14 protein-coding genes, 2 tRNA genes and 1 pseudogene are annotated in these 14,018 nt (G+C 41.8%); 11 read left to right on the forward strand and 6 right to left on the reverse strand.

Annotated elements, in window-relative coordinates:
- Positions 1–140 precede the first annotated feature (140 nt).
- Positions 141–476, reverse strand: coding sequence for a hypothetical protein (locus H6G96_RS02725; RefSeq protein WP_190910023.1), 336 nt, complete (start codon positions 474–476; stop codon positions 141–143).
- A gap of 71 nt (positions 477–547) precedes the next feature.
- Between H6G96_RS02725 and H6G96_RS02730 the strand changes: the two genes are divergently transcribed.
- The 3 genes and pseudogenes from H6G96_RS02730 (at position 548) to H6G96_RS02740 (ending at position 1,472) form a co-directional block, all read left to right on the forward strand.
- Positions 548–796 carry a hypothetical protein gene (locus tag H6G96_RS02730; RefSeq protein ID WP_190910025.1) on the forward strand — a complete coding sequence of 83 codons (249 nt, stop codon included), beginning with the start codon at positions 548–550 and terminating at the stop codon, positions 794–796.
- 156 nt (positions 797–952) lie between these two features.
- Positions 953–1,066, forward strand: a pseudogene (locus H6G96_RS02735) (HNH endonuclease); the annotation flags it as partial.
- A gap of 16 nt (positions 1,067–1,082) precedes the next feature.
- On the forward strand, positions 1,083–1,472 hold the full coding sequence (locus tag H6G96_RS02740) for an alr0857 family protein (RefSeq protein ID WP_190910027.1): 390 nt from the start codon (positions 1,083–1,085) through the stop codon (positions 1,470–1,472).
- A gap of 153 nt (positions 1,473–1,625) precedes the next feature.
- Here H6G96_RS02740 and H6G96_RS02745 read toward each other — a convergent pair whose 3' ends face one another.
- Positions 1,626–1,901, reverse strand: a complete 276-nt coding sequence (locus H6G96_RS02745; protein ID WP_190910029.1) for a hypothetical protein — start codon at positions 1,899–1,901, stop codon at positions 1,626–1,628.
- 195 nt (positions 1,902–2,096) lie between these two features.
- On the opposite strand from H6G96_RS02745, the gene H6G96_RS02750 reads away from it, so the two are divergent.
- Together H6G96_RS02750 and H6G96_RS02755 are read left to right on the forward strand one after the other, a co-directional pair.
- Positions 2,097–2,291 carry a hypothetical protein gene (locus H6G96_RS02750; protein ID WP_190910031.1) on the forward strand — a complete coding sequence of 65 codons (195 nt, stop codon included), beginning with the start codon at positions 2,097–2,099 and terminating at the stop codon, positions 2,289–2,291.
- Positions 2,292–2,406: 115 nt separating this feature from the next.
- Positions 2,407–2,480: transfer RNA gene (locus H6G96_RS02755), tRNA-Asp, on the forward strand.
- 212 nt (positions 2,481–2,692) lie between these two features.
- Here H6G96_RS02755 and nagZ read toward each other — a convergent pair.
- The gene (nagZ, locus tag H6G96_RS02760) at positions 2,693–3,781 is read right to left on the reverse strand and encodes a beta-N-acetylhexosaminidase (RefSeq protein WP_190910033.1); all 1,089 of its coding nucleotides are present in this window, start codon (positions 3,779–3,781) and stop codon (positions 2,693–2,695) included.
- Positions 3,782–4,143: 362 nt separating this feature from the next.
- Between nagZ and pds the strand changes: the two genes are divergently transcribed.
- The 4 genes from pds to H6G96_RS02780 all read left to right on the forward strand — a co-directional run bounded on the left by pds (position 4,144) and on the right by H6G96_RS02780 (position 8,236).
- Positions 4,144–5,583 (forward strand): 15-cis-phytoene desaturase, encoded by a 1,440-nt coding sequence (pds, locus tag H6G96_RS02765; RefSeq protein WP_190910035.1) that lies wholly within the window; start codon positions 4,144–4,146, stop codon positions 5,581–5,583.
- Positions 5,567–6,499: a 15-cis-phytoene synthase CrtB gene (crtB, locus tag H6G96_RS02770; protein WP_190910036.1), complete on the forward strand. Its 933-nt coding sequence runs from the start codon at positions 5,567–5,569 to the stop codon at positions 6,497–6,499. Before pds ends, crtB begins: the two co-directional genes overlap by 17 nt.
- A gap of 134 nt (positions 6,500–6,633) precedes the next feature.
- Positions 6,634–6,725, forward strand: a tRNA-Ser gene (locus tag H6G96_RS02775).
- 191 nt (positions 6,726–6,916) lie between these two features.
- A complete protein-coding gene (locus tag H6G96_RS02780) occupies positions 6,917–8,236 on the forward strand; it encodes an ABC transporter substrate-binding protein (protein ID WP_190910038.1) in 1,320 nt (439 codons plus the stop codon).
- Positions 8,237–8,313: 77 nt separating this feature from the next.
- Here the strand turns inward: H6G96_RS02780 and H6G96_RS02785 are convergent, their stop codons facing one another.
- On the reverse strand, positions 8,314–9,132 hold the full coding sequence (locus H6G96_RS02785) for a hypothetical protein (RefSeq protein WP_190910040.1): 819 nt from the start codon (positions 9,130–9,132) through the stop codon (positions 8,314–8,316).
- Between the two features lie 637 nt (positions 9,133–9,769).
- Between H6G96_RS02785 and H6G96_RS02790 the strand changes: the two genes are divergently transcribed.
- Both H6G96_RS02790 and H6G96_RS02795 read left to right on the forward strand, forming a co-directional pair.
- Positions 9,770–10,087: a hypothetical protein gene (locus H6G96_RS02790; RefSeq protein ID WP_190732038.1), complete on the forward strand. Its 318-nt coding sequence runs from the start codon at positions 9,770–9,772 to the stop codon at positions 10,085–10,087.
- Positions 10,088–10,285: 198 nt separating this feature from the next.
- Complete coding sequence (locus H6G96_RS02795) at positions 10,286–12,013, forward strand: succinate dehydrogenase/fumarate reductase flavoprotein subunit (RefSeq protein WP_190910042.1); 1,728 nt, start codon at positions 10,286–10,288, stop codon at positions 12,011–12,013.
- 100 nt (positions 12,014–12,113) lie between these two features.
- Here H6G96_RS02795 and H6G96_RS02800 read toward each other — a convergent pair whose 3' ends face one another.
- Both H6G96_RS02800 and H6G96_RS02805 read right to left on the reverse strand, forming a co-directional pair.
- On the reverse strand, positions 12,114–12,815 hold the full coding sequence (locus H6G96_RS02800; protein ID WP_190910043.1) for a DUF4276 family protein: 702 nt from the start codon (positions 12,813–12,815) through the stop codon (positions 12,114–12,116).
- Positions 12,812–13,999: an ATP-binding protein gene (locus H6G96_RS02805; RefSeq protein ID WP_190910044.1), complete on the reverse strand. Its 1,188-nt coding sequence runs from the start codon at positions 13,997–13,999 to the stop codon at positions 12,812–12,814. Before H6G96_RS02805 ends, H6G96_RS02800 begins: the two co-directional genes overlap by 4 nt.
- Positions 14,000–14,018 lie beyond the last annotated feature (19 nt).

Here is a 14,018-nt window from a genome sequence, read left to right on the forward strand (position 1 = left end):
ATTTACCTTATAGCAGCAATGGAGTATATAAGCTTCAATTCTTAATAATAATTTTTATTTATTGGAAAAATAAAGTTAAATTTTGAATGCAGCCCAATTATTTAGCAAAAATAACTGAGCTGCATTGACTGAATATAGGACTATCCAGCCAAACTCTCAACGCTCAAAGGAACCATATCCCCATTCCTAGTCAGTCCTAACAGCATTGGTTCTTGGGCTTGAATTAGTTGACCTGTAAGTACACAGCGTTCTTCTTGTTGAGCAGTGGCAGCGATACTAGCTCGAATGTCGGTTCGTGAAAATCGAGGCTTCCATTCACCTGATTTTTGCTGGACATAATTCCAAAGGATATCTCGGATTAAAGCTTGATATCCCTGATTCCCGGCTATTTCTTTGAGCTTATCTTTCAGTTCCCGCTCTAAGCGAATGCTAGTAACTTCCATATCAGTAGTTGGGGTACGAGCGATCGTATGCATCACTATTTCTCCTTAAAGGTATAGACAAGATAGTAATACAAGTGTAGTATGTTTAAAGCAATATTCAATAGGTGAAATTTTCTGTGAAATCCATTTACCCCATCTCTACTTCTTTTTCCACTACTAATTGTCGAACTGGTTGGGAATCAGCTGGTATGGAAGTGGAGTATTTATTTATGGGCGATGGTAGCCGAGATCATGGGCAAATCACAGAGGGTAATTATGACTTTAGACATCTCAGCATTAATGGGTTGATTGCAAAACGACAACTAGATGAAGAAAGCGGGGGGTACAGGCAAAGCAATACTGTACCGATATGAAACCAGAAAATTTTCCGGTCAATTCTAACCCCCGCTTCACTCAAAAGTTGAAGCGGGGGTTTTTTTATAAGGAGTGAAGTTGTGACGATATGTTCCATGCGCGGCGCGAACGCAATGCAAGTGTTAGAGCAATCTGTGGTGGTGTTTTCTCAAATACGCACTCTGTTTAAGGCTGGTATGCAACTGCGTATCAAACCAAAAGCACCAATCCACCCCGCGATTTCTTTTGCCGAACAGTTTTGGATAGATATGCAAGGAAGCCTGGAATAGCAGGAGAGCATAAGGAATGCTGAAATTAACTTACACTGAAAGCAGTTTTTATTTGGAATGTCTCACTCTGTCGCTAGAAGAATGGGTAGCACAGCGAGTGATTTTAGCCCTGCGAGTTGGGCAAAGTTTTTGCATTGAACCCAGTACCGCTTCTTTTTTGCTTCCTGTTGATTTGCCGGGAGTAGAAGTGCTTAAGGCTGAGGTAAAAAAAGATGACAGAGAAATTATTGCCCTCTCTGCCTGTGATGCCGAATATATGGAAGTCACCCTGCGGGGTTCTTGGCTATTAGATAGTTCTAAGGATGCTGTAGGTGTATTTTTCACCACTATGAACGATCGCGCTGAGTTCTTTTTGCACAAACTTTGGCAGGAAGCTCAAGCTTGTGCTTCTGTCATGAGCGAATAAACGAAATAGTCGGGTGACTTAATTTTGGATTTTAGATTATTCAATCCAAAATCCAAATATTTAAAATTCGGGGAGGAATTTTACTCCCCGTTTATTTTGCTTCGAGATATCCAGTATTTCTAGGGTTGTCTCCGGCTGGCCCATCATCAATGTCTAGAGCAATACCTTCTCGTTATTTCTGGGATGCACCTGATAAACTGTTTTTCTCTGAAATTTAGCTGGGACTGTAAAGATAGGGTTTTCTACTTTGGCTGGCGGTAGTTGGGCATTAATTTGGCCCTTTGCTGGATGAGCTTGAACTTGTGCAGAATGGATTTTGCTTAAAGACTTGTTCAACTCCAATTGTGGGGAAATACTACAAGCTGTAATCGTAAAGGCGATCGCGACAAAAATAATTATCTGTTGTCGCTTCAAGAAGTTGTCTGTCACATCAGGCTTTTAAAGATTTATCCAGTCATAAGCTGTAGTTTGATTTCTCAGAAGGTTTAGCAAGCTCAAATATAAGTGCAGAGGCTTTTATAGACAATTTCAAAAAATTTTTCTGAAACCCCTTGACACCTCTTGTAGTATTTTGTAGTATGAATGTAGTAAAACGAAAGACAAGGCTTCTCAAAGGTCAAAGTCATGTTCTACATACAACTAAAACAGAGGCGCTGGAATCAACCAGAATTTCCAGTCAATAAAGCTGTTCCTACTCATAAACCATCGGAAGTAGAGGCAATCAACCAAAAAAGTTTTAAGTTTGCACTTAGCAAAACCACAGAATATATCCGTAATACACAGCAGACTTCCTACCTAGAGTTTCGGTTGTTTCTCTAACAGTTACTAACAGCTAAAAGTAATTTTTCTGAACCTTAAAACTGAATAAGAAAGGGGCAAGTTCACCAAAAATCTGTGCCTATAAGCCTAAATATTAGGCACAGATATCAAATATGGGGGTATAGCTCAAATGGCTAGAGCGATCGCTTGTCGAGCGATAGGTTGCGAGTTCGATTCTCGTTGCTCCCGTGAGCCTTGTAGACGACTAGATAAGTCGCTACACAGAAATAGGAGGGGCACTACCTCCCAGATGGATTTATATCTAGTGTTGATGTTACAAGGCTTGCGATACAAGTATAGGATCGCACCGACTCATTTCTTAAATTAACTAGAGTGGTTGGCATAAGGCTGTGCAGATAGCTCTTAACCCGCAGAAATAGGTTCGACTCCTATACCACCCATTATGAATAGGAACTAGCGATCGCTAATTGTGCATGTTTTAGTAGTATATTTTTATCCAGCGTATGTATGGGATATTGCGGCGTTACTGCTAGTAGTTTATCGATTCTTTCTCTAGCTGCTTCCACTACTGATTCATCTAAACTACCCGTGCTGAGGGAATCGGCAAAATCTTCAGCAATCTTATAGGTTCTTTCAATTGATGATGAATTGATATTGCGGGAGACAATAAACAAGTCGCAGCCTGCATGAAATGACTGTGCTACAGTACCAGCTTTCATAAACATATCTGAGATAGCTTTCATATCCAAGTCGTCAGATACAACTACTCCCTCAAAGCCAAGTTCTCCCCTAAGTATGGTTTTGAGAATAGCCTGGGAAAGAGTTGCTGGCACATCAGGATCTATCCTGGGAAATAAGATATGGGCAGTCATGATTAAAGGAATCTGTACTTCGATTAACGCTCTGAAAGGTATGAGTTCTCGAAGTTGTAGGTCTTCTAAGGTTAAATTCAGTACTGGTAGCTCAATGTGAGAGTCTTTGCTAGTATCTCCATGTCCGGGGAAGTGTTTGGCACATCCCAAAATTCCTGATTCATGAAGTCCAAGGTAGTATTCACGGGCATCTTTTGCGGCGATTTCGGGAGTGTTACCGAAGGCACGAGGCCCAATGACAGGGTTATGGGGATGGGAAAAAACATCTGCTACAGGTGCCCAGGATAAATTTATTCCTAATGATTTGAGTTCTACTGCTGTGGCTTTTGCTACTTCACGGGCGTGCGATCGCAGCAACAATGCATGAGGAAATCGCGTAATCGGCATTGGTGTACGAATCACACGGCCTCCTTCATGATCCAGAGTCATAAACATCGAATCACGTTCAGCATATTCTCGTATCTGGTTGTTTAAATCCTTGAAGCTTTCCAACCAAACTTGATATGGAGCGCCATCCAAAAAGTTCTTAGCAAAAAAGATCACCCCAATCGGCTTTAATTCACTGAGTGCGCGTTTATCGTCATCGCTTAATGTAGTGCCGGAAATCCCTATAATCAGGTGATGTCCAAAGCGTTTTAGCTCCTGCGATCCACTCATAATCTTTTACCCAACTGAGTTGTTTAATAGCAGTCTATAACCAGTATTTTAGATATTTTCTCAGATTACATACACAGATTCTCAAAGAAATCAACTCCTTTTAAGATTACCTATTTTATGTCAAAGGAATTACTTTTATTTCTGTAAATTTTCTGCATATAAACCTAGATAAAATGTACGCTCAAACCTATTGCCAACAATGGTATTGGTAATTTTGCTAGGTAGGTGTTCGCATGTAAAATCCCCTTTGGCAAAACTTTTTTGGGGAAGCGACCGCACAATAACTGCCAAATGTTACGGTTTGCAACGTATAATGAGAATCGACAAAACCATTAAGAAATATTGAAGGGCATTAGGGTTAAATGCGAGTAGCGATCGCGGGTGCTGGTCTAGCAGGACTTTCCTGCGCGAAATATCTCACGGACGCAGGTCATACTCCCATTGTCTTGGAAAGCCGGGACGTACTGGGTGGTCTGGTTGCGGCGTGGAAAGACTCTGACGGCGACTGGTACGAAACCGGGTTACACGCCTTCTTTGGGGCATATCCTAATATGCTCCAAATGCTCAAGGAGTTGGGCATTGAAGACAGACTCCAGTGGAAAGAGCATACGTTGATTTTTAATCAACCAGACAACCCTGGGACACTCTCACGTTTTGATGTTCCAGATATTCCATCTCCTTTCAACGTGATTGCATCGATTCTTCGCAACAAAGATATGTTGACTTGGGAGCAGAAGATTCGATTTGCAGTTGGCCTACTTCCAGCAGTGGTTCGGGGTCAAAAGTATGTTGAAGAGATGGACAAGTACAGCTTCTTAGAGTGGTTGGAAAGGCAAGGTGTTGACGAGCGGGTAACTAGTGACGTTTTTATCGCTGCGTGCAAAGCGCTCACCTTTATCAATCCTGATGAAGTTTCGTCAACAATTCTCCTAACTGCACTCAATCGTTTTCTGCAAGAACGATATGGCTCCAAGATTGCATTTTTAGATGGTTCTCCTACAGAACGTCTATGCAGCCCGATCGTAGATTACATTACAGAACGCGGTGGAGAAGTACGGCTAAATGCCCCCTTGAAAGAAATTTTGCTCAACGCCGATGGCACGGTGAAGGGATACTTGATTCGAGGGTTAAATGGGGCAGAAGATGAAGTTTTGACGGCTGATATATATGTATCTGCTATGTCAGTTGACCCTTTAAAGGTAATGTTGCCCAAACCTTGGAAGCAAATGGAGTTTTTTCAAAAGCTAGAAGGTTTGGAAGGAGTACCAGTGATTAACCTGCATCTGTGGTTTGACCGGAAACTTACAGAAATTGATCACCTACTTTTTTCGCGATCGCCCCTCCTAAGCGTTTATGCTGATATGAGCAATACCTGCCGTGAATACGCCAACCCCAATCGCTCAATGCTGGAATTAGTTTTAGCTCCGGCAAAAGATTGGATTGCCAAATCCGATGAGGAAATTGTGGCAGCAACCCTTGCTGAATTGGAAAAACTTTTCCCCGACCACTTTGGGGGAGACAATCCAGCAACATTGCTGAAATCTCATGTGGTGAAAACGCCGCGTTCAGTTTACAAAGCGACCCCAGGTCGTCAACAGTACCGTCCCGCACAAGTTACGCCCATTGCCAACTTCTATCTCGCCGGAAGTTATACCATGCAACGCTACTTAGGCAGTATGGAAGGTGCCGTACTTTCTGGTAAGCTGACAGCGCAGGCAATTTCTGAGGCTCTCCCGGTAGCAAATTCCTCAAACCTGCAAATGCTCACCCGACCGCCCGCAACGAATGCTGCAACTGCCTGATTCCCCCCCGCGCATGAAAACGCTGGTCTCTGTAGACGAGTCATACAAACTTTGCCGACATCTCACAGCAAAGTATGCCAAGACTTTTTACCTGGGTACTTTGCTCATGAGTCCGGTAAAACGTCAATCAATTTGGTCAATTTACGCTTGGTGTCGCCGTACAGATGAATTGGTGGATGGGCCCGCATCTGCTATTACCACGCCAGAAACCCTAGACCTATGGGAACAGCAGCTGGAATCGATTTTTGCGGGACAGCCATTAGAAAATTACGATGTCGCTTTAGCTGATACCCTCCAGCGCTTTCCGATGGACATTCAGCCCTTTCGGGATATGATTGCCGGTCAGCGCATGGATTTATATCGCAGTCGTTATGAAACCTTTGAGGACTTATACCTCTACTGTTACCGCGTTGCTGGCACTGTTGGCTTAATGTCAACAGCAGTTATGGGTGTGGATAGCACCATGTACACCGCTCCGTGGCAGCAGAACAAACAACCTTATGTTCCCACAAAAGAAGCGATCGCTCTGGGAATTGCCAATCAACTTACTAACATCTTGCGAGATGTGGGAGAAGATGCCAAACGGGGGCGAATCTACATTCCCCTTGAAGACTTGGAAAAATTCAACTACACCGAGCAAGACTTCTTCAAAGGTGTGGTAGATGATCGTTGGCGGGCATTGATGCGCTTTCAAATTGCTCGGGCCCGCCAATTCTATACCACGTCAGATGAGGGAATTACTTATTTAGCATCCGATGCCCGTTGGCCTGTATGGGCAGCATCAATGCTGTACGGACAGATTTTGGAGGTTATTGAACGCAACGATTACGATGTGTTCAGTCAGAGGGCTTTTGTTCCCCAGTGGAAAAAGTTACGCACCTTGCCCTTAGCTTGGATGCGATCGCAAGTCCTTTAAAAAATTAGTCATTTGTCCCTAGTCCTTAGTGTTTTATAAATAACCAACGGCTAATGACAAATGACAAATGACCAATGACAAATAACTATTGACTCTTAAAAGCAAGTCTGGTAATATTGATATTCGTGAGTCATGGAGAGGTGGCTGAGTGGTCGAAAGCGGCAGATTGCTAATCTGTTGTACGGCAGGCAACTCCGTACCGAGGGTTCGAATCCCTCCCTCTCCGTTTTTCAGGTTTTAATACACAGAGTGTTTTCTGTGTTGACCAATAAGACTAATGCAAAGGTAAATATTTCTACTCCCAAAGATGGATGATATGATTTATCATTTGGAGTCTTGCTAAGATCCAGCTAACTTACAAATCTAGTTTGCATCTTAACTTTTAGGCTCCTAAATCTCTGAGGGGTAAAATTATCTATGAGAAAAATTAGCACCGCCTTAACCTTTAGTATAGCTACCCTGGCAATTGGGTTCCTAGTTGGGGCTTGTGGTGATACTAGTACGACCAATGGCACAGCTAACAACGGAAGTATAGCTACGCCAGCAGCATCAACTACCACAAGCAGTGCTAAAGGGCTAAAAATTGGTTCCCTGCTACCGACAACCGGCGATTTGGCTTCTGTTGGACAGCAGATGCTAGGTTCTGTTCCTTTACTCGTCGATACAGTCAATGCTTGCGGTGGGGTGAATGGTGAATCGGTAAACTTGGTGCAAGTAGATGACCAAACCGACCCCAAAGCTGGTGCTGCTGGTATGACCAAACTAGCAACTTTAGATAAAGTAGCAGGTGTAGTTGGCTCCTTTGCCAGTAGTGTTTCTAGTGCAGCAGTCTCCATTGCCACACCGAATAAAGTTATGCTGGTTTCCCCTGGTAGTACCAGTCCCGTGTTTACTGAAAAGGCACAAAAAGGGGACTTTCAAGGCTTTTGGGCGCGTACAGCTCCCCCAGATACCTACCAAGCACTGGCATTAGCTCAACTTGCCAATAAGAAAGGTTTCAAGCGAGTTTCTACAGTCGTGATTAATAACGACTATGGCGTTGGCTTTGAAAAAGCATTTGTAGAAACTTTTGAAAAATTGGGTGGAACCATCGTCAATAAAGGTAAACCTGTCCGCTACGACCCGAAAGCCCAAACATTTGATACAGAAGCTGCTGCTGCTTTTGCTGGTAATCCAGATGCAGTCCTGGCTGTACTGTACGCTGAAACTGGCAGTTTATTCCTGAAAGCCGCATATCAGCAAGGTGTAGCTAAGGGAGTGCAAATTCTGCTTACAGATGGCGTGAAATCACCGACTTTCCCAGAACAAGTTGGCAAAGGTAGTGATGGTAAGTATATTTTAACTGGAGCGATCGGTACAGTACCAGGTTCCGATGGTAAAGCACTAGAAGCTTTCAACAAGCTGTGGAAGGATAAAAAGGGTGGTGCGCCAGGGGAATATGCACCTCAAGCTTGGGATGCGGCTGCCTTGTTGACGTTGGCAGCACAAGCTGCTAAAGAAAATACAGGTGTTGGCGTAGCCAGCAAAATCCGTGAAGTTGCTAATGGGCCTGGCACAGAAGTCACCGATGTCTGCGAGGGACTGAAGTTGCTTAAAGCGGGTCAAGATATCAACTATCAAGGAGCTAGCGGCAATGTAGATGTTGATGCTAACGGTGATGTTGTTGGGGTATACGATGTTTGGACAGTAGAAGACGATGGCAAAATCAAGGTGATTGACAAAGTTACCCCCAAGTAGAAAGTGAGGAATTAGGAGTTAAGAGTTATGAATGAAATATTATTAACTCTTAACTCCTAATTCATAACTCCTAACTCTTAAAATCCACTGAAGTTGTAACCAACTCCTAACAACAAGCCTATATCAGTCTCATTGAAAAATCCGGCATTCACAGCAGCCGTCGCCGTGAATTGAGGACTTAGAGGCACATCAATGCCACCAGATACTAAAAAAGCAAATTGCGAATCATCACCAGTTTTGTAAGCTGCACCTACTCCAACGTAAGGTGCAATTGGTAATGGTTCGCTAAAAGCATCTGCTGACTGAAAGGTAAAATCGTAGGTGATAGGAAGTAGAACTGTGGTGTTGTCCCCTAATACAGCTGAGGGTCGCACAGATATAGAATTTGTCAGTCCGATTTTGCTGATTACTGCGAAGTTACCGTCGCCCAAAGATGAGTCCCCACCACTCAAACCAATGTTAGCAGCGACGCCAATATAGCTGCTGCCGCCACTAGTAGTTCTACCCAAATCGATATCTGATTGCGCCACTTTGCTATCAGATGGTTGAGCAATAGTTTGAGAAGTTGGTTCTACAGACTCAGAGGTGAGCGTCGTAGATGAGGTTGCCACTGTGCCTGGAATGGGCGTCAGTGTAGCACTGGCGTTTTCTTGTATTGCAGTATTGGATAACTGCTGTTCTTTAGTTAAATTTCTTACTGTAAATGTTTCAGTTGTTTCTGTAGAGAGATTTTGACTTGCAGTGTCTACTTCTGCACTAAAGTCGTTGGGAGACGCTACGGTTGCGGAAGGGTCAGTTAATGTCTGGGCATTTGCAGATAAGCCACTACTCAGGACTGCAAGAGCAGCTATACTTGGCAACCAAAAAACACCTTTACGAAAAAAAATAGTATTCACGTTCACTCCTAAAATAATATTGCCACGAAAAATAAACGGTTTTGTTGATTGAAGTCAACAAATTCGGGCAATATTCAAAATTTAACACCAAAAAATCGGTTTTTCCATTCTGACTTTGCTGGGACTAGTTAATATTTATTAGCAAAAAATTAAACACTCATCCTAAATATCTGAAATTTGACAGGTGACAAAAATTATCTTGGCTTTAGATAAAGAATCTATTTGTTGAAGAGGTTATTAGAATTGCTAAAAGTTTTACTAAAAAGCTTAGTCTACACTAACACCTAGCTTTCTTAGTCTTTGTGCTAATTATTGAACACATTGGCTTGAATCTAGTAGAGTGCATTGATAGACATTAGTCCTAACACAGCGATAATCTTAGATGGTGCGTTAGCCTAGGGTATAACACACCTTTGTATATTAGGAGAATTCCAGGCAACGGCGACTACAAGAGAAGGGCTTCTCGTAGGGTATGGTTAGTCTATTTACGCCATGCTTTACTAAAAATTACGATTTGCAACAAAAAAAGCTGGCTGTAAAGTTATATTACGAAGCTTGCAAAAATATTTAGAAATTGTCTACAAAGCAAACATGGTTCTAACGTAGAACCTATTAGGAGAGACTTGAGGCAAATGTGATGAGCGGAAATAATATTCAAAAGTATCGGTTTGTCTGTACCCTGACTTTCGGTGACATCTACGGTCAAATAATTGTTTGGTTGATTACAATTACCCTAAGTTTGGCATCAGCCTTGGCGCTAATGGGTGCCAAGCGACCCGTGTACGCTTTAGCAACAGCTGGTCTTGTCGTTCTACTATCGCTACCTTTCTTGTTGTTTGCGTTTGTCACTACCTTGTTAAATCATATTGAAGTCACTCCTGTAGGGCCTGGAACAAAAATGGAACCCATGCCAGGTAATGTGTCTCAGCAACAACCTGTACAAGCGACTAGCTGAAGAGTTAGGAGTTAAGAGTTATAAGTGAAGACCTAACTCTTCATTTTTAGCTTTTCACTGTTAATTTCAAAATTTGTAAAAACATCCCTGTCTATAGGCAGGGATGTTTTTTTGTAGAGATGCCACTGTCGCAACGCACTACCTGATTAATCACCTCTCTACAATAGAACAGCAGGGGTTTGCAATCAGGGGCTAATTATGTTGGAACACGATGTGATTATTGTCGGGGGTGGATTGGCGGGATGTCGCGCTGCTGTGGAAATTGCCCGCACTGACCCTAATTTAAATATTGCTGTGGTTGCCAAAACCCACCCAATTCGTTCCCATTCTGTGGCAGCTCAAGGTGGTATGGCTGCGTCGCTGAAAAATGTTGATGCAGAAGATAGTTGGAAAGCACATGCTTTTGATACTGTCAAGGGTTCTGATTACTTGGCAGACCAAGACGCTGTGGCAATTCTTACCCAGGAAGCACCAGATGTGGTAATCGACTTGGAACACATGGGCGTTTTGTTCTCTCGCTTACCTGATGGACGCATTGCCCAACGGGCTTTTGGCGGACATTCCCACAACCGCACTTGCTATGCCGCTGATAAGACCGGTCACGCGATTTTGCACGAATTGGTTAACAATTTGCGGCGTTATGGGGTGCAAGTTTATGAAGAATGGTACGTGATGCGTCTCATTTTGGAAGAAAATGAGGCGAAGGGTGTGGTGATGTTCCATCTTTTGGATGGACATATTGAGGTAGTGCGGGCCAAGGCAGTGATGTTTGCCACAGGGGGCTATGGTCGCGTTTATAACACCACCTCTAATGATTACGCTTCTTCGGGTGACGGTTTGGCAATGACTGCGATCGCAGGTTTGCCCCTCGAAGATATGGAATTTGTCCAATTTCATCCCACTGGTTTATATCCGGTAGGCGTGTTGATTTCAGAAGCAGTACGGGGTGAAGGGGCGTATCTGATTAATAGTGAAGGCGATCGCTTTATGGCGAACTACGCACCCAGTCGTATGGAACTAGCTCCTCGTGATATTACCTCACGAGCGATCGCTTATGAAATTCGCGCCGGACGTGGTATTCATCTCAACGGTAGTGCTGGCGGTCCCTTTGTTTATCTGGATCTACGCCACATGGGCAAAGAAAAAATTATGAGTCGCGTCCCCTTCTGCTGGGAAGAAGCACACCGTTTGGTAGGTGTTGATGCGGTAACTCAACCTATGCCAGTCCGTCCGACAATTCACTACTGTATGGGTGGTATTCCAGTTAACACTGATGGGCAAGTTCGCAGTAGTGGTGATGGTTTAGTTGATGCCTTCTTTGCTGCTGGCGAAACATCTTGTGTTTCCGTACATGGGGCGAATCGCTTAGGGAGTAATTCACTGCTGGAATGTGTCGTTTATGGCAAGAGAGCTGGGGCTGCGATCGCGCAATTTGTGCAAAAACGTAAGTTGCCTTCTGTGGATGAGCAACGCTATGTGACGGAAGCCCAGCAACAAATTCAAGCTTTGCTAGAACAACCAGGACAGTATCGCATTAACGAAGTTCGTCAAGCCTTCCAGGATTGCATGACTGATTACTGCGGTGTTTTCCGCACTGAAGCATTAATGAGTGAAGGGTTGCACAAATTAGAAGAAATACAACAGCGATATCCACAAATTTATTTAGATGACAAAGGTAGTTGCTGGAATACGGAACTTGTAGAAGCTTTAGAATTGCGAAGTTTGATGGTAGTGGGACAGACTATTTTGGCATCAGCTTTAAATCGCCAGGAAAGCCGTGGTGCTCATTTCCGCGAAGATTATTCCGAGCGAGATGATACTAACTTTCTCAAACACACAATGGCTTACTATTCACCTGCGGGAATTGACATTCAATATCGTCCGGTGGCGATTACTATGTTTGAGCCGAAAGAGCGGAAGTATTAATAAAGGATAAAGTATGAAATATAAAGGCTGAAATACCTTATTTTTCATACTTTATTTGATTTTATAAAGTATACAGAGTTTTAGATAATGACCCACTTGACTAAGGAATTAGGAATAGGTCAAGATATTCAACAAGTTCTTTAAGACTAGGAACACTATTAGTAAGTTCTATATATAGAAACTCATAATCGAGATTAGATGCAAGTCGATTGAGTTGTTTCTCGCTTTTGTTATAACCTTTACCTACAAGATTATAAATCTGTTTCATATCATCGGAAGGTTTAGGCCTTGCTTCCATATCATCAGTCTTAGGATTAAATCCAAAACATTCCTTAATTCTCTCTGGGGTTAGACTCGCATCTATTTTTATAAAATGATTATATTCTGCTAAAAACCATGCTTCTATTTCCATCACAGCAAGAACTATATCTATAGGAATTGTTCCTTGTGGTAACGAATAACGCAAACCAGTTATAAGCTTAGATTTTTGATATATGGGTATTGGAAAAACATCTCTTAATCCTATTACTCTTTCATAACCAGAGGCAGTTAGACTACTATATCTATCTCTTATATCTGAAGGAACGCTGTTATCACTAAATGAGTTATAAACCAAGACATAAAATTTAGTTTCGGGAGTCATAACAGCGTTCTTTATTAACGTGGTATATCTTTTTAATTGATTACCATTTACAGCTATTATTTCTATTGCAATTCTATTTCTACCTGCAATTTCTTTAAGTAATCTTTCTATAAAAATTTGTTCTGTTTGTCCTTCCACAAAAATAGCTAGCTTTTTCACTGATCTATCTGCTCTTTATTACCAAACCCTTCAACATAAAATTGAGTGGAAAAAAAATCGAAATTGTTTAGACCAGTGAATTTAAAGTCTTCAAATATTTGCTTTGAATTATCTATGTTGTGAAGTTTAGCTAATCCTGGTTTCCTCTCAATCACTGACCAATACTCTAAAGGGACACCATTCATGATAAAGCGATCATTAGTGGTCATAACTAGTTGAACTAATCCAGTCTGCGCTTTATTAATAAGCACATCAATCATAGCTGATGCTCTTTCAAAATCTAGTCCTTCTCCAATATCATCTATTAATATACAACTAGGCTTTTTAGCTAAAAGTGAGTAGTTTATTTGAATGATTAGAGATAACGCTCTAAACATACCTTGAGATATTAAACCTTGCTCAGTTTTTTCTTTTAGATCGCTTTCCTGAACATAAAGACATTTTAGTTCTATTTTGTCGGATATTTCATCCTCTTCATCAGAAAATAGAAGTGATGGCGTTTGAATACCAATATCCGATATGTTGTAGCCTATAGATGACATATCTGATTTTATAGCTTCAATAAAAGATTGATCTAATTGAGATTTACCCAATTTAAATACCTCAATTACATTATCTCCATCTCTCAAACTTATGTTTTTTCTAATTTTCCTAACGGGGCTATTTACTGCAAGTTTTCTTCTACCTAAATCTGTTCCAAATTGATAGTAATTCAATGAACTTGCCCAATTGTAAATTTCATCAAAAACAGGATGCTGGATAGAATCTCTACGCTGGAAAGCAGCAACTTCATCAGTAGGAGTCTGAAAATCAATAGATGTTTGTAGCTTTTCAGCCCAAATCACACCTACACCTGATTCATTTCTATCAAGGTAATTCTTAGAACCAATAGTGAAATTCTCTTTAACCACCTGACCTTGATCAACTGTCAATATGTAAATTTTCTTGTTATCTACGTCATGAGAATCGAAAGTTAATTTCCACTCTCTCGACATACGATCAGGCCTTAGACTTGTGTCACCAGATAGTAAACCCGATATCAGGTTTATAGCCCTCAGTATTTTAGATTTACCAGTGGCATTTTTCCCGACTATCAAATTTACATTACCTAACTGGCAACCATCTAAACTCCATTCACTTTGTAAACCTTTATCCTGACAATATTCCACTAAATCTAATTTCATGTGTTTTTAATTTATTTAT

Origin of the sequence: Nostoc sp. FACHB-892 (genome assembly GCF_014698795.1) — a bacterium.
Classification (GTDB): domain Bacteria; phylum Cyanobacteriota; class Cyanobacteriia; order Cyanobacteriales; family Nostocaceae; genus Nostoc.

Coding starts and splice junctions, on each gene's coding strand:
- H6G96_RS02725 (WP_190910023.1), bottom strand. CDS start 476: ATGCATACGATCGCTCGTACCCCAACTACTGATATGGAAGTTACTAGC.
- H6G96_RS02740 (WP_190910027.1), top strand. CDS start 1,083: ATGCTGAAATTAACTTACACTGAAAGCAGTTTTTATTTGGAATGTCTC.
- H6G96_RS02750 (WP_190910031.1), top strand. CDS start 2,097: ATGTTCTACATACAACTAAAACAGAGGCGCTGGAATCAACCAGAATTT.
- nagZ (WP_190910033.1), bottom strand. CDS start 3,781: ATGAGTGGATCGCAGGAGCTAAAACGCTTTGGACATCACCTGATTATA.
- pds (WP_190910035.1), top strand. CDS start 4,144: ATGCGAGTAGCGATCGCGGGTGCTGGTCTAGCAGGACTTTCCTGCGCG.
- crtB (WP_190910036.1), top strand. CDS start 5,567: ATGCTGCAACTGCCTGATTCCCCCCCGCGCATGAAAACGCTGGTCTCT.
- H6G96_RS02780 (WP_190910038.1), top strand. CDS start 6,917: ATGAGAAAAATTAGCACCGCCTTAACCTTTAGTATAGCTACCCTGGCA.
- H6G96_RS02790 (WP_190732038.1), top strand. CDS start 9,770: ATGAGCGGAAATAATATTCAAAAGTATCGGTTTGTCTGTACCCTGACT.
- H6G96_RS02795 (WP_190910042.1), top strand. CDS start 10,286: ATGTTGGAACACGATGTGATTATTGTCGGGGGTGGATTGGCGGGATGT.
- H6G96_RS02805 (WP_190910044.1), bottom strand. CDS start 13,999: ATGAAATTAGATTTAGTGGAATATTGTCAGGATAAAGGTTTACAAAGT.